This is a genomic window from Streptomyces sp. WP-1 (assembly GCF_030450125.1).
Taxonomy (GTDB): domain Bacteria; phylum Actinomycetota; class Actinomycetes; order Streptomycetales; family Streptomycetaceae; genus Streptomyces; species Streptomyces incarnatus.
Genome location: NZ_CP123923.1, coordinates 4216685 through 4238786, shown reverse-complemented (window position 1 = coordinate 4238786; position 22102 = coordinate 4216685). Strand labels below are relative to the sequence as shown.

The 22102-nt window shown below is 72.7% G+C and carries 18 protein-coding genes and 3 tRNA genes; 9 read left to right on the top strand and 12 right to left on the bottom strand.

Annotated features, from left to right (window positions below):
* The first annotated feature begins 183 nt into the window (after positions 1-183).
* Positions 184-432 (top strand): DUF3073 domain-containing protein, encoded by a 249-nt coding sequence (locus tag QHG49_RS18460; protein WP_111585817.1) that lies wholly within the window; start codon positions 184-186, stop codon positions 430-432.
* Positions 433-526: 94 nt separating this feature from the next.
* On the opposite strand, the gene purM is transcribed toward QHG49_RS18460, so the two are convergent.
* The 7 genes from purM to purS form a co-directional block, all read right to left on the bottom strand.
* Entirely contained in the window at positions 527-1594 is a 1068-nt protein-coding gene (gene purM / locus QHG49_RS18455; protein ID WP_301490383.1) for a phosphoribosylformylglycinamidine cyclo-ligase, read from the bottom strand.
* Between the two features lie 35 nt (positions 1595-1629).
* Complete coding sequence (gene purF, locus QHG49_RS18450) at positions 1630-3159, bottom strand: amidophosphoribosyltransferase (protein WP_145488539.1); 1530 nt, start codon at positions 3157-3159, stop codon at positions 1630-1632.
* A gap of 203 nt (positions 3160-3362) precedes the next feature.
* Entirely contained in the window at positions 3363-3722 is a 360-nt protein-coding gene (locus QHG49_RS18445) for an META domain-containing protein (RefSeq protein WP_301490380.1), read from the bottom strand.
* Positions 3723-3844: 122 nt separating this feature from the next.
* Positions 3845-4642, bottom strand: coding sequence for a maleylpyruvate isomerase family mycothiol-dependent enzyme (locus QHG49_RS18440; RefSeq protein ID WP_301490379.1), 798 nt, complete (start codon positions 4640-4642; stop codon positions 3845-3847).
* A gap of 121 nt (positions 4643-4763) precedes the next feature.
* Positions 4764-7022, bottom strand: coding sequence for a phosphoribosylformylglycinamidine synthase subunit PurL (purL, locus tag QHG49_RS18435; protein WP_301490378.1), 2259 nt, complete (start codon positions 7020-7022; stop codon positions 4764-4766).
* Positions 7019-7699, bottom strand: a complete 681-nt coding sequence (gene purQ, locus QHG49_RS18430) for a phosphoribosylformylglycinamidine synthase subunit PurQ (protein ID WP_145488533.1) — start codon at positions 7697-7699, stop codon at positions 7019-7021. The genes purL and purQ overlap by 4 nt, the downstream gene beginning before the upstream one ends.
* Complete coding sequence (purS, locus tag QHG49_RS18425) at positions 7696-7968, bottom strand: phosphoribosylformylglycinamidine synthase subunit PurS (RefSeq protein WP_037650676.1); 273 nt, start codon at positions 7966-7968, stop codon at positions 7696-7698. The genes purQ and purS overlap by 4 nt, the downstream gene beginning before the upstream one ends.
* A 310-nt stretch (positions 7969-8278) precedes the next feature.
* Here purS and QHG49_RS18420 point away from each other — a divergent pair, with 310 nt between their 5' ends.
* From QHG49_RS18420 to QHG49_RS18385, 8 genes are all read left to right on the top strand, one after another.
* A complete protein-coding gene (locus tag QHG49_RS18420) occupies positions 8279-8596 on the top strand; it encodes an Lsr2 family protein (protein ID WP_145488531.1) in 318 nt (105 codons plus the stop codon).
* A gap of 190 nt (positions 8597-8786) precedes the next feature.
* Positions 8787-8858, top strand: a tRNA-Gly gene (locus tag QHG49_RS18415).
* A gap of 82 nt (positions 8859-8940) precedes the next feature.
* A tRNA-Gly gene (locus tag QHG49_RS18410) sits at positions 8941-9016 on the top strand.
* Positions 9017-9171: 155 nt separating this feature from the next.
* Complete coding sequence (locus tag QHG49_RS18405; RefSeq protein ID WP_301490377.1) at positions 9172-10134, top strand: ABC transporter ATP-binding protein; 963 nt, start codon at positions 9172-9174, stop codon at positions 10132-10134.
* A gap of 43 nt (positions 10135-10177) precedes the next feature.
* A complete protein-coding gene (locus QHG49_RS18400; protein ID WP_301490376.1) occupies positions 10178-10957 on the top strand; it encodes an ABC transporter permease in 780 nt (259 codons plus the stop codon).
* Positions 10958-10986: 29 nt separating this feature from the next.
* Positions 10987-12318: a sensor histidine kinase gene (locus QHG49_RS18395; RefSeq protein WP_301490375.1), complete on the top strand. Its 1332-nt coding sequence runs from the start codon at positions 10987-10989 to the stop codon at positions 12316-12318.
* Positions 12315-12929 (top strand): response regulator transcription factor, encoded by a 615-nt coding sequence (locus QHG49_RS18390; RefSeq protein ID WP_145488525.1) that lies wholly within the window; start codon positions 12315-12317, stop codon positions 12927-12929. The genes QHG49_RS18395 and QHG49_RS18390 overlap by 4 nt, the downstream gene beginning before the upstream one ends.
* A gap of 23 nt (positions 12930-12952) precedes the next feature.
* Positions 12953-13028: transfer RNA gene (locus tag QHG49_RS18385), tRNA-Gly, on the top strand.
* Positions 13029-13071: 43 nt separating this feature from the next.
* Here QHG49_RS18385 and QHG49_RS18380 read toward each other — a convergent pair.
* The 5 genes from QHG49_RS18380 to QHG49_RS18360 form a co-directional block, all read right to left on the bottom strand.
* Positions 13072-13971, bottom strand: coding sequence for a phosphoribosylaminoimidazolesuccinocarboxamide synthase (locus QHG49_RS18380; protein ID WP_301490374.1), 900 nt, complete (start codon positions 13969-13971; stop codon positions 13072-13074).
* 91 nt (positions 13972-14062) lie between these two features.
* On the bottom strand, positions 14063-15559 hold the full coding sequence (locus QHG49_RS18375) for a N,N-dimethylformamidase beta subunit family domain-containing protein (RefSeq protein WP_145488521.1): 1497 nt from the start codon (positions 15557-15559) through the stop codon (positions 14063-14065).
* Positions 15560-15761: 202 nt separating this feature from the next.
* Positions 15762-17735 (bottom strand): hypothetical protein, encoded by a 1974-nt coding sequence (locus QHG49_RS18370; RefSeq protein WP_301490373.1) that lies wholly within the window; start codon positions 17733-17735, stop codon positions 15762-15764.
* Positions 17736-18065: 330 nt separating this feature from the next.
* Entirely contained in the window at positions 18066-19322 is a 1257-nt protein-coding gene (gene purD / locus QHG49_RS18365) for a phosphoribosylamine--glycine ligase (RefSeq protein WP_145488520.1), read from the bottom strand.
* Positions 19323-19756: 434 nt separating this feature from the next.
* The gene (locus QHG49_RS18360; protein WP_301490372.1) at positions 19757-22096 is read right to left on the bottom strand and encodes a DNA polymerase III subunit gamma and tau; all 2340 of its coding nucleotides are present in this window, start codon (positions 22094-22096) and stop codon (positions 19757-19759) included.
* Between the last annotated feature and the right edge of the window lie 6 nt (positions 22097-22102).

Sequence of the window (22102 nt, the reverse complement as noted above, 5' to 3'; positions counted from 1 at the left end):
GAGGACAGGGCGCCTCGAAGGTTCTGTGCACACGCGCGTGCTGCGGGCGACGTACCGTATGGGCGCGGGCTCAGGTACCGTGGAAGCCCTACGGACCGGCCTCTCCACGGAGAGTCCGATCCAGATCATGAACGCGTGTCAGACTCTGGGGCCGTCGAGCCCCGTCACCGAGGGGGTCGAGCCATGGGGCGCGGCCGGGCCAAGGCCAAGCAGACAAAGGTCGCCCGCCAGCTGAAGTACAACAGCGGTGGGACTGACCTGTCACGTCTGGCCAGTGAACTGGGCGCATCAACTTCGAACCAGCCGCCGAACGGCGAGCCTTTCGAGGACGATGACGAGGACGAGGACGACCTTTACTCCCGTTACGCCGACCTCTATGAGGACGACGAGGACGAGGACGACGGTCCCTCACAACACCGTCGCGGCGCTTGACCTTGCACTGAGCACCAGTCCGGTCGGTGGCACAGCCACCGGCCGGCTTCTGTGCTACCCGCGAGCAGGTCTCGCGGGCACCACACCGTAGGCGTCAGTTCGCGTAGTCCCCCACCAGCTCCGCGCCGCTGTCCTTGTCGCCGCGCTCGGTGATCTCACCGGCCACCCAGGCCTCGACGCCCCGGTCGGCCAGCGTCGCGAGGGCCACCTCGGTGGATTCCCCGGGGACGATCGCCATCATGCCGACGCCCATGTTCAGCGTCTTCTCCAGCTCCAGGCGTGCCACGTTCCCGGTCCTGCCGACCAGGTCGAAGATCGCGCCCGGGGTCCAGGTGGCGCGGTCGACCACGGCGTGCAGGTCGTCCGGGATCACCCGGGCCAGGTTGGCCGCGAGCCCGCCGCCGGTGATGTGGCTGAAGGCGTGCACCTCGGCCGTGCGGGTCAGCGCCAGGCAGTCCAGCGAGTAGATCTTGGTGGGCTCCAGCAGCTCCTCGCCGAGGGTGCGGCCCAGCTCGGCCACCTCCGACTCCAGGGCCAGGCCCGCCGTGTTCAGCAGGACGTGGCGGACCAGGGAGTACCCGTTCGAGTGAAGCCCGGAGGCCGCCATGGCGATCACGGTGTCGCCCTCGCGGATGCGGTCCGGGCCGAGCAGCCGGTCGGCCTCCACGACGCCCGTACCGGCGCCCGCGACATCGAAGTCGTCCGCGCCGAGCAGGCCCGGGTGTTCGGCCGTCTCACCGCCGACCAGGGCGCAGCCGGCCAGCACACAGCCCTCCGCGATGCCCTTGACGATGGCGGCGACCCGCTCGGGGTGGACCTTGCCGACGCAGATGTAGTCGGTCATGAACAGCGGCTCGGCGCCGCACACCACGATGTCGTCCATGACCATGGCGACCAGGTCGTGGCCGATGGTGTCGTAGACGCCCAGGCGGCGGGCGATGTCCACCTTGGTGCCCACGCCGTCCGTGGCGGAGGCGAGCAGGGGGCGCTCGTAGCGCTTGAGGGCGGAGGCGTCGAAGAGTCCGGCGAAGCCGCCGATGCCGCCGAGGACCTCGGGGCGCCGGGTCTTCTTGACCCACTCCTTCATCAGCTCGACGGCGCGGTCGCCCGCCTCGATGTCGACGCCCGCCGCTGCGTAGCTGGCACCAGTTGTCTCAGACATGACTGTGAGAGCTTTCGTGTCGTACTGCGGGGGTGTTACGGGCGGCGGATCGCGTCGGCCGCGGCCGTTTCGGCCGGACCGGCCGCCAGCTCGGTCTCCAGCAGCTGCTTGCCGAGCAGCTCCGGGTCCGGCAGCTCCATCGGGTACTCGCCGTCGAAGCAGGCGCGGCACAGGTCCGGCTTGGCGATGGTGGTCGCGTCGATCATGCCGTCGATGGAGATGTAGGCGAGCGAGTCGGCGCCGAGGCTGGTGCCGATCTCGTCGATCGTCATGCCGTTGGCGATCAGCTCGGCGCGGGTGGCGAAGTCGATGCCGAAGAAGCAGGGCCACTTCACCGGCGGCGAGGAGATGCGGATGTGCACCTCGGCGGCGCCCGCCTCGCGGAGCATGCGCACCAGGGCCCGCTGGGTGTTGCCGCGCACGATCGAGTCGTCCACGACCACCAGGCGCTTGCCCTTGATGACTTCCTTGAGCGGGTTCAGCTTCAGCCGGATGCCCAGCTGGCGGATGGTCTGCGAGGGCTGGATGAACGTACGGCCCACATAGGCGTTCTTCACCAGTCCGGCGCCGAACGGGATGCCCGATGCCTCGGCGTAGCCGATCGCGGCCGGGGTGCCCGACTCCGGGGTGGCTATCACCAGGTCGGCCTCGACCGGGGCCTCCTTGGCGAGCCGGCGGCCCATCTCCACGCGGGAGAGGTACACGTTCCGGCCGGCGATGTCGGTGTCCGGGCGGGCCAGGTACACGTACTCGAAGACACAGCCCTTGGGCTTTGCTTCCGCGAATCGCGAGCTGCGCAGGCCGTTCTCGTCGATGGCGACGAACTCGCCCGGCTCGATCTCGCGGACGAAGCTGGCGCCGCAGATGTCCAGGGCGGCGGACTCGGAGGCGACCACCCAGCCGCGCTCCAGGCGGCCGAGGACCAGCGGGCGGACGCCCTGGGGGTCACGGCCGGCGTAGAGGGTGTGCTCGTCCATGAAGACGAGCGAGAAGGCGCCCCGGACCTTCGGGAGGACCTGGTGGGCGGCCTCCTCGATGGTCAGCGGCTTGCCGTCCTCGTCGACCTGGGCGGCGAGCAGCGCCGTCAGCAGGTCGGTGTCGTTGGTGGCCGCGACCCGGGTGGAGCGGCTGTTGTTCTCGTTCGGGAGTTCGGCGACCATCTCGGCGAGCTGCGCCGTGTTGACCAGGTTGCCGTTGTGGCCGAGCGCGATCGAGCCGTGCGCGGTGGCGCGGAACGTCGGCTGGGCGTTCTCCCACACGGAGGCGCCGGTGGTCGAGTAGCGGGCGTGTCCGACCGCGATATGACCCTGGAGCGATCCGAGAGAGGTCTCGTCGAAGACCTGGGAGACCAGGCCCATGTCCTTGAAGACGAGGATCTGGGAGCCATTGCTGACCGCGATTCCCGCGGATTCCTGACCCCGGTGCTGGAGGGCGTAGAGCCCGAAGTACGTGAGCTTTGCGACCTCTTCACCCGGAGCCCAGACACCGAAGACGCCACACGCGTCCTGGGGGCCTTTCTCACCGGGGAGCAGGTCGTGATTGAGTCGACCGTCACCACGTGGCACAGCACCGAGTGTAGGCGAGATCGACCACTGGTCCGAATTGGGGATACGCGGTCGTAACGGACGGGTGGTTCGTGGATCACCTTGTCGCTTTCCGCGTCCACGCAGGTCAGCGCGGCGTTTCTGGTATCACGCGGGACTTTCCGCAGCCGTCGGCGACTTTTTACGGGGCGGTTTGGCCGTATGCGTGAGTGAGGTGTCGCACATCATTCTGGTGTGCTGCGGGTGAGGTTGACGTGGTCCCCGTGACTCGTGGTGAGCGTGAGCTTGCCGTGGCCGGGGGCGACGGTGAGCGCCCGGCCGCCGAGCAGCCCGCCGAGCAGCCGCTCGAACGCCATCCGGGACTCGTCGCAGGCCATCCTGGTGGTGCGCAGCTGCCCGAAGGTGACGCGGTCGCCGCGCAGGGTGGCGGGGGCGCTGAAGCTGTTGCAGCCGAGGTTGCCGGTGGCGGTTCCGTCGTCGCGCAGGAGCAGGCGGGCGGCGAGCGGCGCGCGGTGCGTGGCGCCGTCGGCGGTGACGCTCACGACGCGCCATTCGACGCCGGTCAGGGGTTCGTCCACGGTCACCGCTCCACTGTGCGCGGGCGCGGCGCCACAGGCCACCGCCAGGGGGAGGAGAAGGGCGAGTGCGGCGGGTGCTCTGGTCCGTTTCATACGGTTACGACGTCCGGGTGCCCGTACCGGTTCCCTCAGGACATGACCGGCAGCAGTCCCCCGATGTCGGCCCGCTCCCCGCTCGCGCTGACCTTGGCCTCGTCCACGGCCGTCTGCCAGTCCAGCCGCCCGGTGGCGAGCCGTACCCACGTCAGCGGGTCGGTCTCCACCACGTTGGGCGGGGTGCCGCGGGTGTGCCGGGGCCCCGCCACGCACTGCACCACGGCGTACGGCGGCACACGCACCTCGGTGGAGCCGCCGGGCGCCTTCGCCGCGAGCGCGTCGGCGAGCAGCCGGGTGGTGGCGGCGAGCGCCTGCCGGTCGTACGGCACGTCGAGCCCCGGCACGGCGGCGTTCAGGTCGTCGGTGTGCACGACGAGTTCGACGGCGCGGGTGACCAGGTAGTCGTCCAGGGACAGGACACCGGCGTTGGTCGGCAGCAGCCGGCTGCCGGGGTGCTCGGCGAGAAGGGCGCGCAGGGCGGCGTCGAGGTCCGCGAGGTAGGCGTCGAGGTCGGGGTGCTCGGCGGTGAGGTCCCGGGTGAACGCGTCGATGGCCGCGAAGTTGGCGGCGGTCGCGAACGGCCAGTCGAGCAGCACCGCATCCGCCGTGGCCGGCTCGGGCTGCGCGAGCGCCCGCGGTACGGCCGTCACCGCCATCCCGATGTGCACGACCAACTCCCGCACGGACCAGCCCCCGAGCCGGGTCGCCCCCGCCAACTGCTCGTCACTCAGCCCGCGTACGGCCTCCCGCACCGCCCCGAGCTGACCGAGGACCGCGGCACGGGTCCGAACGGAATCGTAGGCACGGGCACGCTTCTTGGCCGGGGGCATGGAACGAGCTTATGCGCACTCACCCGTGTGGGTGAGCACCGCCGTGAACCGCGGACGGCGATCGCGGTGCACGCCGAAAGACCCCCGCCCGGAACCTGGATCCGGGCGGGGGTCTTCGTGGTCACGCCAGCAGCGCGGGGATCGTGCTCTCGTGGGCCTCGCGCAGGTCGGACAGGGGGAGGGTGAACTCGCCCTGGACGTCCAGCGCGTCGCCGTCCACGACACCGATGCGGGTGGCCGGCAGGCCGCGCGCGCCGCACATGTCGGTGAAGCGGAGCTCCTCCGAGCGGGGGACGGCCACGAGGGCGCGGCCAGCCGACTCGGAGAGGAGGAAGGTGAAGGCGTCCAGGCCGTCGGGGACGACCAGGCGCGCGCCCTTCCCGCCCAGCAGCGCCGACTCGACCACGGCCTGCGCGAGACCGCCGTCGGACAGGTCGTGCGCGGAGTCGATCATGCCGTCGCGGGAGGCGGAGATCAGGATCTCGGCCAGCAGCCGCTCCCGCTCCAGGTCGACCACCGGAGGCATGCCGCCCAGGTGGTCGTGGATCACCTGGGACCAGGCCGAGCCGCCGAACTCCTCGCGGGTGTCGCCGAGGAGATAGAGCAGCTGCCCCTCCTCCTGGAAGGCGACCGGGGTGCGGCGGGCGACGTCGTCGATCACACCGAGGACCGCGACGACCGGCGTCGGGTGGATCGCCGCCTCGCCCGTCTGGTTGTAGAGCGAGACATTGCCGCCGGTCACCGGGGTGCCGAGCTGCTGGCAGCCGTCCGCGAGACCACGTACCGCCTCCGCGAACTGCCACATCACCGCCGGGTCCTCGGGCGAGCCGAAGTTCAGGCAGTCCGAGACCGCGAGCGGCTTCGCACCCGTCGTCGCCACGTTCCGGTACGCCTCCGCCAGCGCCAGCTGCGCGCCCGTGTACGGGTCCAGCTTGGCGTAGCGGCCGTTGCCGTCCGTCGCGATGGCGACGCCGAGCCCGGACTCCTCGTCCACGCGGATCATGCCGGAGTCCTCGGGCTGCGCCAGCACCGTGTTGCCCTGCACGAAGTGGTCGTACTGCTGGGTGATCCACTTCTTGGACGCCTGGTTCGGGGACCCGACGAGCTTGAGGACCTGGTCCTTCAGCTCCTCGGCGGTCGCCGGGCGCGGCAGCTTGTTCGCGTCGTCGGCCTGGAGCGCGTCCTGCCAGGAGGGGCGCGCGTACGGGCGCTCGTAGACCGGGCCGTCGTGCGCGACCGTGCGCGGGTCGACGTCCACGATCTTGCCGCCGTGCCAGAAGATCTCCAGCCGGTCGCCGTCGGTCACCTCACCGATGACGGTGGCGATGACGTCCCACTTCTCGCAGATCTCCAGGAACCGCTCGACCTTCGAGGGCTCCACGACCGCGCACATGCGTTCCTGCGACTCGCTCATGAGGATCTCCTCGGGCGAGAGCGTCGAGTCGCGCAGCGGGACGTCGTCCAGGGTGACGCGCATGCCGCCGGAGCCGTTGGACGCCAGCTCGCTGGTCGCGCAGGAGAGTCCGGCCGCGCCCAGGTCCTGGATGCCGACGACCAGCTTCTCCCGGAACGCCTCCAGGGTGCACTCGATGAGGAGCTTCTCCTGGAAGGGGTCGCCGACCTGCACCGCGGGCCGCTTCGAGGGCTTGGCGTCGTCGAAGGTCTCGGACGCGAGGATCGAGGCGCCGCCGATGCCGTCGCCGCCGGTCCGGGCGCCGTACAGGATGACCTGGTTGCCCGCGCCGGAGGCCTTGGCGAGGTGGATGTCCTCGTGCCGCATCACACCGATGGCACCGGCGTTGACCAGCGGGTTGCCCTGGTAGCAGGCGTCGAAGACGACCTCGCCGCCGATGTTGGGCAGGCCCAGGCAGTTGCCGTAGCCGCCGATGCCCGCGACCACGCCCGGCAGGACGCGCTTGGTGTCGGGGTGGTCGGCCGCGCCGAAGCGCAGCGGGTCGACCACCGCGACCGGGCGGGCGCCCATCGCGATGATGTCGCGGACGATGCCGCCGACGCCCGTGGCCGCGCCCTGGTAGGGCTCCACGTACGAGGGGTGGTTGTGCGACTCGACCTTGAAGGTGACCGCGTAACCCTGGCCGACGTCCACCACACCGGCGTTCTCGCCGATGCCGACGAGCAGCGCGTCCGACTCGGGCGCCTTCTCGCCGAACTGGCGCAGATGGACCTTGGAGGACTTGTACGAGCAGTGCTCGGACCACATGACCGAGTACATGGCGAGCTCCGCGCCGGTCGGGCGGCGGCCGAGGATCTCCACCACCCGCTCGTACTCGTCCTTCTTCAGACCGAGTTCGGCCCAGGGCAGCTCGACGTCGGGAGTCGCGGCCGCGTGCTCGACCGTGTCCAGAGGCGTGCGGCTCATGCGTTGACCAGCTTCTTGAGGATCGAGGTGAAGAAGGGAAGGCCGTCGGTACGGCCGGAACCGATCAGCGGCTCGACGGCGTGCTCGGGGTGCGGCATCAGGCCGACGACATTGCCCGCCGCGTTGGTGACGCCGGCGATGTCGTTGAGCGAGCCGTTCGGATTCATGTCCAGGTAGCGGAAGACGACACGGCCCTCCGCCTCCAGCTGGTCGAGCGTGTACGGGTCGGCGACGTACCGGCCGTCCATGTTCTTCAGCGGGATGTGGATCTCCTGGCCCCGGCGGTAGTCGCCGGTCCAGGCCGTCTCCGCGTTCTCCACCCGCAGCTTCTGGTCGCGGCAGATGAAGTGGAGGTGGTCGTTGCCGAGCATCGCGCCGGGCAGCAGGTGGGCCTCGGTGAGGACCTGGAAGCCGTTGCAGATACCGAGGACCGGAAGGCCGGCCTTCGCCTGCTCGATGACCGTGTCCATGACCGGCGAGAAACGGGAGATGGCGCCGGCGCGCAGATAGTCGCCGTAGGAGAAACCACCGGGCAGGACCACGGCGTCGACCTGCTTGAGGTCCTTGTCCTTGTGCCACAGGGCGACCGGTTCGGCGCCCGCGAGTCGGATCGCGCGCTGGGTGTCCCGGTCGTCCAGGCTCCCCGGGAAAGTGACGACGCCAATACGAGCGGTCACTTCGCCGCCTCCGCGACTTCCGCGCCCTCTTCCACCTTGACGGTGAAGTCCTCGATCACCGTGTTGGCGAGGAAGGATTCCGCGAGATCACGGATGCGGGCGAGCGCGGCCTCGTCGACCGGGCCGTCAACTTCCAGTTCGAAACGCTTTCCCTGACGGACGTCCGAGATCCCTTCGAATCCCAGGCGCGGCAGCGCACGCTGGACCGCCTGGCCCTGGGGGTCGAGGATCTCCGGCTTGAGCATGACGTCGACTACGACGCGTGCCACTGGCACTCCCGATGTGTGGTGCTGAGCAGGTTCCTTCAGACTACCCGCACAAAATTTCTACGCGGGTAGAGTTGGAGGAAACTACGTGAGGCGCATCACGATCGGGTGTCGGAGCCCGGTGGTCGTGAAAAGTTCTGGGAAAGTTCGACAGGCCGCCCGCAACCCCTATTGCGTACGGACACGCGGACGGATTTAGTCGGGCTTCACTTTGCATTGCCGGGCACTGTACAAATGAATTGGCAATAGCCGATACTCGGCACGTCAACGCCGGTGAGCTGTATCGACGTGCCGCACGAAGGGACCGATATTCGTGGCGCAAAAGGTCGTGGTCACTCTCTTCGACGACATCGACGGCTCGGAAGCGGCGGAAACGATCGCCTTCGGACTCGACGGCAAGTCGTACGAGATCGACCTGAACGAAACCAACGCCAAGAAACTGCGCAAGGCGCTCGCGCCGTACGTGGAGGCCGGCCGCAAGCGGTCGCGCTCCGGCAAGGCGTACAAGCAGACCGAGGTGGCGCCCGACCCGGCCGCCGTGCGCGCCTGGGCCCAGGCCAACAAGATGGACGTGCCCGCGCGCGGACGCATCCCCAAGAAGGTCTACGAGGCGTTCAGCAGCGCGCAGTGAGGCGTGCGGAGCCCGCGAAGGGGCGGTTGTCCAGGGTCCGTCAGCGGGCCCTGGACACCGTGCACTTGGGCGGTGCGGGGGCGCGCGGACGGCCGTCCGAGGAGCCGACTTGCGCTACCCCCCTGCTGATCAGCTAATGTCTGAGACACGCCGAGGGGCGAGGCCGAAAGGCCAAAACCCCGAGGATCGTGCGGGTGTAGTTCAGTAGTAGAACATCCCCCTTCCAGGGGGAAGGCGCAGTGTGCGATTCCTGTCACCCGCTCTGGCATCGGCCGTCCCGACCACTCTCGTGGATCAGGTAGGCTGGTGCTCGCACCGATCGGTGGGAGCCGGTCGGGGGCAGTGCGGACGTAGCTCAGTTGGTAGAGCGCAACCTTGCCAAGGTTGAGGTCGCGAGTTCGAGCCTCGTCGTCCGCTCCAAGGAAAAACCCCGGTCTTCGTGACCGGGGTTTTTTCGTGCTCTCCCCGCAGCGACTTCCGGACCGCCCGACTTCCGGACCGCCGCTGACATTTGTCATGCCGGCCGATGACACCGCGCACTGCCGGCCGTCCCCGGACGCCGGGACGCTGAGGGCATGGACATCGACGGACCCGAGCAGGTGATCGAGGTCACCGGCCTCACCCGTGTCTACGGCGGCGGATCCGACGGATTCGAGGCCGTACGCGGAATCAGCTTCGCCGTGGCGCGCGGGGAGATCTTCGCGCTGCTCGGCACCAATGGCGCGGGCAAGACCTCCACCGTGGAACTCCTGGAGGGGCTCGCGGCGCCGACCCGCGGCGAGATCAGGGTCCTCGGCCACGATCCCTACCGGGAACGCACCGCCGTACGCCCCCGCACCGGCGTGATGCTCCAGGAGGGCGGCTTCCCCGCGGAGCTGACCGTCGCGGAGACCGCGCGGATGTGGGCGGGCTGCACCAGCGGCGCCCGGCCCGCGAAGGAGGTGCTGGCGCGGGTGGGGCTCGGGGACCGGCAGGAGGTGCGGGTCAAGCAGCTGTCCGGCGGCGAACGGCGCCGGCTCGACCTCGCGCTCGCCCTGCTCGGCGACCCCGAGGTGCTCTTCCTGGACGAGCCGACGACCGGCCTGGACGCCGAAGGCCGCCGGGACACCTGGGAGTTGGTGCGCGCGCTGCGGGACGCCGGGACGACCGTGCTGCTCACCACGCACTACCTGGAGGAGGCCGAGGGCCTGGCCGACCGGCTCGCCATCCTGCACGCGGGCCGCATCGCCGCGGCCGGCACCCCCGCCGAGGTCACCGCGGGCCGCCCCGGCCGGATGTGCTTCCAGCTGCCCGAGGGCTACCACCTCGGCGATCTGCCCCCGCTGGCCGCCCTCGGCGTCTGCGGGCACGAGCACGAGGGCCGGACGGTACGGCTGCACACCACCGACCCCCAGCGCACCGCCGCCGGCGTCCTCGCCTGGGCCGACCGTACGGGCCTGCGCCTGCACGCCCTCGATGTGCGCTCGGCCTCCCTGGAGGAGGCGTTCCTGGGGATCGCGGGGCAGGACGGCGGGGTCGGTCAGGGGGTGGCGGCGTGAGCGGGGCGGCACCGGGACGGACGCGAGCGTGGGAGGAAGCGGCATGAGCGGGGTCGCACGGACGGGGGCGGGACGGCGGTTGGGGGCGCTCGGGCGGGCCGAGCTGGCGCTGCTCGGGCGGAACCGGGGGGCCGTGGTCACCGCGCTGCTGGTGCCGCTCGCGCTGCCGTTCACCGTACGGGGGGCGTACGCCCGGCTCGATCTGACGGCGCACGGGGTGAGTGCCGGTACGGCGATGCTGACGGCCGCCATCGGCTTCTCCTTCCTCTTCGCCGTCTACACCGCCCTGGTCGGCGCGTTCGTCGCCCGCCGCGAGGAACTCGTCCTCAAGCGGCTGCGCACCGGCGAACTCTCCGACGCCGAGATCCTCACCGGCACCGCCCTGCCCGCCGTCGGACTCGGCCTCGCCCAGGTCCTGGTGCTGTCCGCCGGCTGCACCCTGCTGCTGCACACCGGCCCGCCGAAGGCACCCTGGCTGATCCTGCCGGGGCTGCTGTCCGGCTTCGTGGTGAGTGCCGCGCTCGCCGCCGTCACCGCCTCCTTCACCCGGACCACCGAGAGCGCCCAGGTGACCGCGCTGCCCCTGCTCCTCGTGTCCATGCTCGGCTCCGGGATCACGATCCCCGCCGCGGCCCTGCCCGACCGGATCGCGTCGGTCTGCGCGCTGCTCCCGCTGTCCCCGGCGATCCGGCTGGTCGAGGCGGGCTGGACCGGGCGGTCGAGCGGCCCGGGGACCCTGGCCGCCCTGGCCACCGCGCTGGCCTGGACCGTGGTGGCGGTGTTTGCTGTACGACGGTGGTTCCGCTGGGAACCACGGCGCTGAGGACGGGGGTGCGGCGCGTGCTGGGGCGGATGCGGGGATGGCAGCGGCGGTACTGGGGCGAGCGGAGCAAGGCCGAGCGGGTCGAGCTGCAGAGCGTGGTCACCTGGAACGCCACCATCTGGCTGTTCCCGCTGAGCTGGATGCTGCCCCCGATCACGGCCGGCGGCCTCCAACGGCACCCCGGAGCCCTCGCGCTCGGCGTCCTGCTGATCGCCGTCGGCCTGCTCCAGTGCCTGGTCGCCTGCCGGCTCGTCCGCCCGGCGCTCGACCACTACCTCGGCCGGTCCGAACTGCCCGCGCGGGCCCACCGCGTCGCGGCCCTGCTGCTCGCCCTGGCCCTCGCACTGCTCGTGACGCTCGTCGCGCTCGGCAGGCTGGGCGGGCCCACCAGCCGGATGGTGCTCGGCGCGGTGCTGGTGTCCTTCGGGATGACCTACGCGCTCACCGTCCCCCTGGCGGTGTTCCTGCGCCGGTCCGCCGCCCTGTCGGCGCTGCTCGTGGTCGTCCTGCTGCTCGCCCACCCCAGCGGCCTCGGCGCGACGGCGACCGCGCTGGCCGCCGCCTTCGCCACCGCCTTCACCCTGCTGGCCGCCCGCTGCGGCGCCTGGACCCTCGCGGTGCTCTGGGAGGCCGAGCGCGGCCGGGAGATCCAGGCCCGGCTCGCGGTCGCCGAGGAACGGCTGCGGTTCGGGCGCGATCTGCACGACGTCCTCGGGCGGAACCTCTCCGTGATCTCCCTCAAGAGCGAACTGGCCGTCCAACTGGCCCGGCGGGGACGGCCGGAGGCGGTGGCGCAGATGATCGAGGTGCAGCGGATCGCGCAGGAGTCCCAGCGGGAGGTGCGGGCCGTCGTACGCGGCTACCGTGCGGCCGATCTGGGCGCCGAACTCGCGGGTGCTCAAGGCGTGTTGGAGGCGGCCGGGATCGGCTGCGAGGTGCGGGCGGAGCCGGCCGGGCTGCCGGCCGAGGTGCAGTCGGCACTCGGCTGGGTGGTGCGGGAGGCGACCACCAATGTGCTGCGGCACGGGGACGCGCGGCGGTGCGCGGTGGAGCTGGAGGTACGGGAGGGTGTGGTGGTGCTGACCGTGGAGAACGACGGGGTGCGGGCCGCCGCGACGAGTACGAGCGGCGGGTCGGGGCTCGCCGGGCTGCGGGAGCGGCTGGCGGCGGTGGGCGGGACGCTGGCGGCCGATGTCGCGGGCGAGGACCGGTTCCGGCTGGTGGCCGAGGTGCCGCTGCCGGACGAGGCGCCGCGGTCGGACGAGGCGCCGCGGTCGGACGAGGCGCCGCGGTTGGACGAGACGCCGCGGTTGGACGAGGCGCCGCGAAAGGCGCGGGAAGTGAGTGACGTCACGTCATGAGTGATCCGGTACGGCTGCTGCTCGCCGACGACGAGCATCTGATCCGGGGCGCGCTGGCCGCCCTGCTCTCGCTGGAGGACGATCTGCTGGTGGTCGCGGAGGCGGCCACCGGGCCCGAGGCGCTGGCGATGGCGCGGGCGCACGCCCCCGATGTGGCGGTGCTCGACCTCCAGATGCCGGGCGCGGACGGTGTGAGGGTCGCCACATCGCTGCGGTCCGAAGTACCCGGCTGCCAGGTGCTGATCGTCACCGGTCACGGGCGGCCGGGGCATCTGAAGCGGGCCCTCGCGGCGGGGGTGCGCGGGTTCGTGCCGAAGACCGTCAGCGCGCAGCGGCTCGCCGAGATCATCCGGACCGTGCACGCCGGAAGCCGTTACGTGGACCCGGAATTGGCCGCCGACGCGATCTCCGCCGGGGACTCCCCGCTGACCGCCCGGGAGGCGGAGGTGCTGGAGCTGGCCGCCGACGGGGCGCCGGTCGCGGAGATCGCCGAGCGGGCCGCGCTGTCCCCCGGGACCGTGCGCAACTACCTCTCCTCGGCCGTCACCAAGCTGGGCGCCGAGAACCGGCACACGGCAGTGCGTCTCGCCCGCGAGCGAGGTTGGGTATAGTAGCTGTCGCGCCACGGCGCACTGCGGACGTAGCTCAGTTGGTAGAGCGCAACCTTGCCAAGGTTGAGGTCGCGAGTTCGAGCCTCGTCGTCCGCTCCAGAGAAAGACCCCGGTCCATCGGACCGGGGTCTTCTTCGTGTGCCTAGGACCAGCTGGTGCCGGTCAGACGCTCGTACGCCTCCACGTACTTGGCCCGGGTGGCGTCCACGACCTGCTGCGGCAGCGGCGGCGGGGGCTGCTCGCCCCTGCGGTCCCAGCCGGACTCCGCGGAGGTCAGCCAGTCGCGCACGAACTGCTTGTCGTACGACGGCTGCGCGCGCCCGGGCCGCCACTGGTCGGCCGGCCAGAAGCGGGAGGAGTCCGGGGTGAGCACCTCGTCGGCGAGGACGAGCGTGTCGCCGTCGTGGCCGAACTCGAACTTGGTGTCCGCGAGGACGATGCCCCGCTCGCGGGCGATGTCGCGGGCCCGGGAGTAGACGGCGAGGGTGGCCTGGCGCAGCTGGGCGGCGGTGTCGGCGCCGACCTGGCGGGCGACCTCCTCGTAGGACACGTTCTCGTCGTGCTCGCCGACCTCGGCCTTGGTGGCCGGGGTGAAGATCGGGGCGGGCAGCTCGGAGCCGTCGACGAGGCCCTCGGGGAGGGCGAGGCCGCACACGGTCCGGGACTGCTCGTACTCCGTGAGTCCCGAGCCGGTGAGGTAGCCGCGGGCCACGCACTCGACCGGGACCATCTTCAGCGACGTGCAGATCAGGGTGCGGCCCGCCCAGTCGGCGGGGGCGCCGGCGGGCAGTTCCTCGGAGATCACATGGTTCGGGGCCAGGTCGCGCAGCTGGTCGAACCACCACAGGGAGAGCCGGGTGAGGACACGGCCCTTGTCGGGGATCTCCGTGGGCAGCACCCAGTCGTAGGCGGACATGCGGTCGCTGGCGACCATCACGAGGTCGCCCGCCTCGTTCCGGTACAGGTCCCGCACCTTTCCGGTGTGCAGGTGCACCAGGCCCGGAACCTGGATCGGCTCGGGCTTTTCTACGAATCCGGACACGGTTCCTCCCCGTGGTTCTGTCCAACTGCCTCGATTCTCCCTCATGGGGGCGGCCGGTTCCGGCCAGGGGTCGCCCGGGGCCGGGGGCGGCTCAGTCGCGTTTGCAGATGCGGTCCAGGAGGTTGGCCGTGGCCCGCTGGATACGGGGGTCCACATGGCCGGGGCGGTCCAGGGCCGGGGACCAGGCGAAGGTGCCGGAGGCGAACACCCAGGCGCCGGACGGGGCCCGGTACAGGGAGGTCTCCTGGTGGCGCAGGGCGCCGCCGGCGTCGGTGTAGGGGGAGTGCGCGAGCAGCATGCGCTCGTCGTGCGCGGGCAGCGCGGTGCGCGGGAAGTACCGGTCGGCCTCGCCCGCGACCAGGCCCGGGATCTCGTCGCCCTCGTGCGCGCCGGTCGACTCCCACAGCCAGTGCCCGGCGTTGCGCACGATCAGCGGGCACGGTTCGGGGACCCGGCCCGCGTACTGGATGCCGATCAGCTCCTGTTCGGGGCGGTCGATCTCCCGCCACAGCACCGGCTTGCCGGGGCCCTTGCGTTTGCGGCAGGTCAGCAGCCGGTCCGGCGTCCCGGACGGCGAGGCCCCCAACTCGACCTGCCAGTACATGGTGTTGGCGGAGAGGAACACCAGCGAGGTGCCGTGGTCGCGGGCCCGCTCGGCGGCGCGGCGCATGGGCAGCGTCCAGTACTCGTCGTGCCCGGGGAAGATCAGGCCCCGGTAGCGGGTGGGGTCCACCCGGCCGGCGTGCAGATCGCGGGCGTCGGCGTACGCGAGGTCGTAGCCGTAGCGCTCGGCCCAGCGGATGACGTCGTAGGCGTGCCCGACGTGCAGCGGCAGGCCCGCGCCCGCGTACGGCCGGTCGAAGGAGACCGTGGTCGCGGCGTCCGCCTCGCCGAGCAGCGCGCCCTGTTCGTCCCAGGCGTGGTAGAGACTGGCGCCGGTGTGCCCGTCCTCCGGGTACAGGTTGTACGCCTGCCACGTCACGTCGGGCAGCAGCAGGAGCAGATCGGCCGGGCGGTCGTCGCGGACCGTGAAGGGCACATGGGAGCGGTAGCCGTCGGCGGTGGTCAGTACGGCCACATAGGCGCCGACGCTCCAGTGCGAGGGCACCTGGAGGCGCCAGGACTGCCACCAGTGGTGGCAGGAGACCGTGCGGTCGGCGGTCAGCGGCGGGGACTGCACGATGCCGGACAGCCGGGGGCTGGTGGTGATCTTGGCGGCGCCGTCGCCCGCGTAGTGGCCGATCCGGTAGATGTCGACCGAGAACTCCTGCGGCGGGTCGACCGTGATGTGGAAGTCGATCGCCTCGCCGGGCGCGACCGCGCCGGTGGCGGTGAAGCCCTTGATCTGGCGGTGCACGTCGTCGGCCGAGCGGGGACCGCCGGGGGAGGTGCGCGGCGCGGGGATGCGCGCGTCGCCCCGGGTGTGCTGCTGGGGCACGGCGTCGACGTACCAGGGCACGACGTGGCCGGTGTCGTCGAAGTAGGTCTCGCTGCCGCGCAGCCAGGGCACCGGGCCCAGGCCGAAGGGATCCGTGACGGCGTGCGCGATCGCTCCGGACTCCCAGCGGCGGATGTGGTCCGAGGCCATGGTCGCTCCCCTCCCCGAGCCCCCCGACGTCCTGTGGGTGGGCGGTGCTCGCGGTGCTCGGCCCTGCTGTCGTATGTCGCATGCCTTTGCCAGGTGCGTGATGGCTCCAGCACATCACATGACGCACGGGCTCGGTCACTGTTCGTTGCGAATTAACCTAAGTGGAAGCCGAGGCTCCCGTTGGGCGAGGGTGCCCCGGCGGTCAGACGAGGCGTATCGGCTTCTCGGGGCGTATCCCCGCGGCGGCCAGCCAGTCGCGCAGCGGGCCCGGGTCGCCCTCCTCGATCAGGCTCAGCACCCGGGGGGTCAGGTCGGCCGCCCGCTCGCCGTGCAGCAGCAGGGACGGGCCGTCCAGCCAGTCCAGGGCCGGGACCGCGCCCGCCGTGTCGACGGCGGCGCAGCACACCATCGCCGTGACGTGATCGGTCAGCAGTTCGCGGGCGGTACGCGGGGGCTGGAGGGGGACGAGGGGCAGCGCGCCGCAGTCCCAGAGGGTGCTGGGCGGGCTCTGTCCGGCGGCGGTGGCGCCGTGCGGCACGGCGCTCTCCTCCCGGGCGACCTCGGCGCTGAGGCCGGCGGCGAGGAGGGCGCTGCGTTCGGTGCCGGGGTCGTCGTCCCCGTCGTCCCCGTCGTCCCCGATGTCCCCGTCGGCCGTCGTGGGACCCGGGAAGGCGTCCGTGTCGGCGGGGGCGGGGGTGGCGCCGGGCACGGGGGCCGCTGGTCGGGCGGGGTTCGCGGGCTCGGTGGGGGTGAGCGCGGGCTCGGTCGCGGGGTCCGTGGGCTCGGTCGGGGTACCCGTGGGCTCGGTGGCCGGGTCCCTCGGTTCCGTGGCCGGGTCCGTCGGCTCGGTGGGCGGGTCCGTCGGTTCGGTGGCCGGGTCCGTCGGCTCGGTGGGCGGGTCCGTCGGCTCGGTGAGGTGGTCCAGGACCCGGGCCAGGGTGGGGGCTCCGGTGTGCCGGGCGGGGCGGGTGCCGAGGGAGTCCAGGACGCGGTGCAGCCGGGCCGCGTCGGCGCGCCAGGTGCGGTCCACGACCTCCTCCGGGTACGACTGCCAGTCCACCGGCGCCCAGTCGGCGCGGGGTCCGGCGGGGCCGCCGTGGAAGAGGCGCGCGGCGAGCAGCGAGGTGGCCTCGTCCACGCTTCCCGGCTCCTCCAGCAGATCGCAGGCGGGCCGCTCGCCGAGGCGGGAGGTGAAGCCCTCGGCCAGCCGGTCGCGCCGGGACAGCTCGGTGAGCGCGGCCACCACACCCGCGTCCAGCCGGGACGGCCAGCGGCCCATCCGCCAGGCGGGCAGCGCCACCCGGGTCAGCAGCCGGTCCCAGCCCGCGTACGCGAGCCCGACCTGCTCCTGGGCGACGATCCGCAGCCCGTAGTCCACCGTCCGCGCCCGCTCGGCGGCCGCCGCGGCGACCCCACGCTCCATCTGCGCGGCGTGCTCACGGCAGGCGCCCAGCAGCAGCCGGGTCACCCGGCCGAGGACCGCGCACGCGCCGCGGGCCAGCGGTCCCCGGCGCGGGGTGGCGGCCACGGCCAGGGCGGCGTCCAGGCCGCGCAGGAAGCGCCGGGCGGCGGCTATGTCGGGCTGCGCCGAGGGGCCCGTACCGGCGACGACCGGGGCGATGACGGCGCGCAGCTCGCCGACCCGCATCCACCACAGGAACGGGGAGCCGATGACGAGGACCGGCGCCACGGGGACCCGGCGGAGGCGGCGCCCCTCACCGGATATGTCCGCCTCGCCGGGAGCGGGCCGGGCGGGCGGGCCGTGCGCCGCGTGCGTACGGTCCTCCAGCCAGCTGTCGCAGTCCGGGGTCAGGGCTATGGCGGAGGGCGCCGGGACCTCCAGCCGCTCGGCGAGGTCGCGCACCATCCGGTACAGGTCGGGGGCGGACTCCTCCGTGACCGGCACCGTGGGCGTCATGGCGGGGCGGGCCCGGCCGACGACCAGGGCGATGCCGGCGGTGGCCAGCAGGACGAGGACCGCGAGGGCGCCCACGATCCAGCGGGCGGTGTCCCAGCCGGGGCCGACCAGGTGGCCCGTGGCCGCGCCGGCCAGCAGGATCACCTCGGCCGCCGCGGGCAGCACGGCCACGCCGAGGGCCCGGCCCCGGACCCGCAACACCGCGAGGGCCCGGGAACGCGCGGCCTGCGCGCCCGCTTCCACACCGATTCCGGTCACGTGCCGACCTCACCCCCTCCCCTGTCGATGCCGTGCTGTCCTGGTGCTGCTCACTCCCCCACTGTGGCACCCGTCACTGACAACGCAATGCCGGTGGGCCAAGTGCGCGGGGCCGATGAGCCAACCGCGCAATGCCGGTGTGCCAAGTGCGGGAACGCTTGCGCGGCACCCTAGTTGCGACCCCGGCCCACGTCAGCCGGATGGGCGATTGCTCACTCGATGGAATGGCTTTGGTCAGAGCTGGGTGACAGAAAGCAAAGATCAGGCCCCGGATTGCGGATCCGGGGCCTGTGTGGGTGAAACGGGAGCTGGGAGGCGTCGGGAGGGCGCTCAGAGCGCCTCGGCGGCGGCCTTCGCCGCGATGTCCGTACGGTGCTGCCCGCCGTCGAGCCCGATCCGGCCCACCGCCCGGTACGCCCGCTCGCGCGCCTCGGTCAGGTCCTTGCCGGTGGCGGTGACGGACAGCACGCGGCCGCCCGCGCTGACGACCGCGTCGCCGTCCTGCCGGGTGCCCGCGTGCAGCACATAGGCGTCCGGGGCGTCCTCGGCGGCCACCTCGGCCAGACCGGTGATCGGGTCGCCGGTGCGCGGGGTGCCGGGGTAGTTGTGCGAGGCGACGACGACGGTGACGGCCGCGTCCTCGCTCCAGCGCAGCGGCGGCAGGTCGGCGAGGTTGCCGGTGGCGGCGGCCATCAGCAGCCCGGCCAGCGGGGTCCGCAGCCGGGCCAGCACGACCTGGGTCTCGGGGTCGCCGAAACGGGCGTTGAACTCGATGACCCGCACGCCCCGGCCGGTGATCGCCAGACCGGCGTAGAGCAGCCCGGAGAACGGCGCGCCGCGGCGGCGCAGTTCGTCCACGGTCGGCTGGAGCACCGTGTGCAGCACCTCGTCGACCAGCTTCGGGTCGGCCCACGGCAGCGGCGAATAGGCGCCCATGCCACCGGTGTTGGGACCCTCGTCGCCGTCCAGGGCGCGCTTGAAGTCCTGGGCGGGCTGGAGCGGTACGACGGTCTCGCCGTCGGTGACGGCGAACAGGGACACCTCGGGGCCGTCGAGGAACTCCTCGATCACCACGCGCTCGCAGGCGGCGGCGTGCGCAGTGGCGGCGTCCAGGTCGGAGGTGACGACGACGCCCTTGCCGGCGGCGAGTCCGTCGTCCTTGACGACATAGGGGGCACCGAAGGCGTCGAGGGCCTCGGCGACCTCCTCGGCGGTGGTGCAGACGTACGAGCGGGCGGTCGGCACCCCGGCCGCGGCCATGACGTCCTTGGCGAACGCCTTGGAGCCCTCCAGGCGGGCGGCCTCGCCGGACGGGCCGAACACCGGGATGCCGGCGGCGCGCACGGCGTCGGCGACACCGGCGACCAGGGGGGCCTCCGGGCCGACGACGACCAGCTCGGCACCGAGCCGCTGCGCCAGCGCGGTCACCGCGGCACCGTCGAGCGCGTCGACCTGGTGCAGCTCGGCGACCTCGGCGATGCCGGCGTTGCCGGGGGCGCAGTGCAGCGCGGTGACGTCGGGATCGAGGGACAGGGAGCGGCACAGGGCGTGTTCGCGGGCGCCGCTGCCGATGACGAGGACGTTCACGGGGTCAGCCTAATGGCAAGGTTGCCGAAGTCTGGGGGGTGGGGAAGCGGTACGTTCCTACAAGGGGGCGGTGAGTGTGCGGCCCCGGGGGGCAGGGGTCCGTGTTCGGGTGCGGGTCCGCGGTGGCTGGCCGCGCAGTTCCCCGCGCCCCTGGGGGGTTGGCGGGAGCGTCGGCTTCGAGGAGTGCCGGGGGCTGCCGTGACTGGTGGCCCGGGTTCGTCGTCGGGAGCGGGGCGTCGTGGCTGAGCGCGCAGTTCCCCGCGCCCCCAGGAGGTTGGCGGGAGCGTCGGCTTCGAGGAGTGCCGGGGGCTGCCGTGACTGGTGGCCCGGGTCCGTCGTCGGGAGCGGGGCGTCGTGGCTGAGCGCGCAGTTCCCCGCGCCCCCGGGGAGTTGGCGGGGGCGTCGGCTTCGAGGGGACGTCCCCCCGTACTCGGTCACTCGTTGGTGAATTCCTCCACCACCGTGGCGCCCAGTTCGCGCATGATCAGGTCGTGGCCGGAGAGGGCGGACTCGTCCAGGTCGGGGTCGTCGTCCTCGGGGATGTCGTCCTCGATGGAGACGGGGGGCGGCTCGGGGGCGGCGGGGCGAGGGGTCGCCGGGCCGGATGCCGGTGAGGCGGAGCCGCCCGGTGCGGGGGCGGAGGGCTGCGGGGCGGGCTGGGAGGGGGCGCTCGGGCGGGGCGCGGGCGCGGAGCCGTAGCCGCTGCCGGTGGGCGCGCCGCCACCGCCGTAACCTCCGCCGGGGGCACCCGGGCCACCGCCGAAGCCGGCGGAGCCGCCGCCCGGGGCCGGGGGCGCGGAGCCACCGCCGGACGGGTCGATCAGCGACTCGATCTTCCACTGCACGTTGAACTGCTCGGCCAGCGCGGCCCGCAGCACGTCCTCGCTGCCGCTGCTCGCGAAGTTGTCACGGGCCCCGGCGTTCACGAAGCCGAGCTGGAGGGTGGTGCCGTCGAAGCCGGTGACCTGGGCGTTCTGGCTGAGCAGGATCCAGGTGAAGCGCCGGCGGTTCTTGACGGCCTCCAGGATGTTCGGCCAGAGCATGCGGGGGTCGAGACCACCGGCGGGGGCAGCCGCGGGGGGCTGGGGGGCCGAGGGCGCGGGGGCGGCAGGGGCGGGCTGGGCCGGCGTCCGGGGGGCGGCCGCCGGGGCCTGCTGCTGCGGAGCGCCGGGCGCGGCGGCCGTGGGCCAGCCACCGGGGCGCCGTCCCCCACCGGCGGGAGCGGCCGTGGGCCAGGCACCCGGCGCGGCGGAGGGGGGAGCAGCCTGAGCGGCCGGGGCCGGCTGCTCGGCGGGAGCGGGGGCGGGCGCCACCGGAGCGGCGGGCTCCGGAGCAGGCGCGGGAGCGGGGGCAGGCGTGGGAGCGGGGGCAGGCGTGGGTGCGGGGGCAGGCGTGGGTGCGGGGGCAGCCGGGGCCGCGCCGGAGTCGGGAGCACCGGACGCACCACCGGCTCCCGGACCGGAACCGGGAACCGCTCCGCCCGGCACTCCCCGCACCGCGGCCCGTGCCGCCGCCGGGCCACCGCCGGGCGGGACCGTCGGGGCCGGGGCGCCGCCGTGGGCCTCCGGACCGGGGACGTAGCCCATGGCGGGGGCACCGGCGCCCGTGCTGAAGTTGACGCCGCGCTCGATGCGGTCGAGGCGGGCCATGAGGGAGCGCTCGTCGCCGTAGGCGGCGGGGAGCAGGACGCGGGCGCAGATGAGTTCGAGCTGGAGGCGGGGCGAGGTGGCGCCGCGCATCTCGGTGAGGCCCTCGTTGACGAGGTCGGCGGCGCGGCTCAGCTCGGCCGCCCCGAAGGTGGACGCCTGCGCCTGCATGCGCTCCAGGACGTCGGCGGGGGCGTCGATGAGCCCCTTGTCGGCGGCGTCCGGCACGGCGGCGAGGATCACCAGGTCACGGAGGCGTTCGAGCAGGTCGGCGACGAAGCGGCGCGGGTCGTTGCCGCCCTCGATGATGTGGTCGACGACCTCGAAGGCGGCCGCGCCGTCGCCGGTGGCGAAGGCCTCGACGACGGAGTCGAGGAGGGAGCCGTCGGTGTAGCCGAGGAGGGCGGTGGCCATGGTGTACGTCACGCCGTCCGCGCCCGCGCCGGCGAGGAGCTGGTCCATGACGGACATGGAGTCACGGACGGATCCGGCGCCCGCGCGCACCACGAGGGGGAGCACGCCGTCCTCGACGGGGATGTCCTCCTTCTGGCACACCTCGCCGAGGTAGTCCCGCAGGGTGCCGGGCGGCACCAGCCGGAACGGGTAGTGGTGGGTCCGCGAGCGGATGGTGCCGATGACCTTCTCGGGCTCGGTCGTGGCGAAGATGAACTTGAGGTGCTCGGGCGGCTCCTCGACGACCTTCAGCAGGGCGTTGAAGCCGGCCGACGTGACCATGTGGGCCTCGTCGATGATGTAGATCTTGTACCGGCTGCCCGCGGGGCCGAAGAAGGCCTTCTCGCGCAGTTCACGGGCGTCGTCCACGCCACCGTGGGAGGCGGCGTCGATCTCGATGACGTCGATCGAACCCGGTCCGTTGCGCGCGAGGTCCTGACAGGACTGGCACTCGCCGCACGGGGTCGGTGTGGGGCCCTGCTCGCAGTTGAGGCAGCGGGCGAGGATGCGCGCGCTGGTGGTCTTCCCGCAGCCACGCGGCCCGCTGAACAGGTACGCGTGATTGACCCGGTTGTTGCGCAGCGCCTGCTGCAGCGGGTCGGTGACATGCTCCTGCCCGATGACCTCGGCAAAGGTCTCGGGACGGTAGCGGCGGTACAGCGCGAGAGACGACACGCTTAC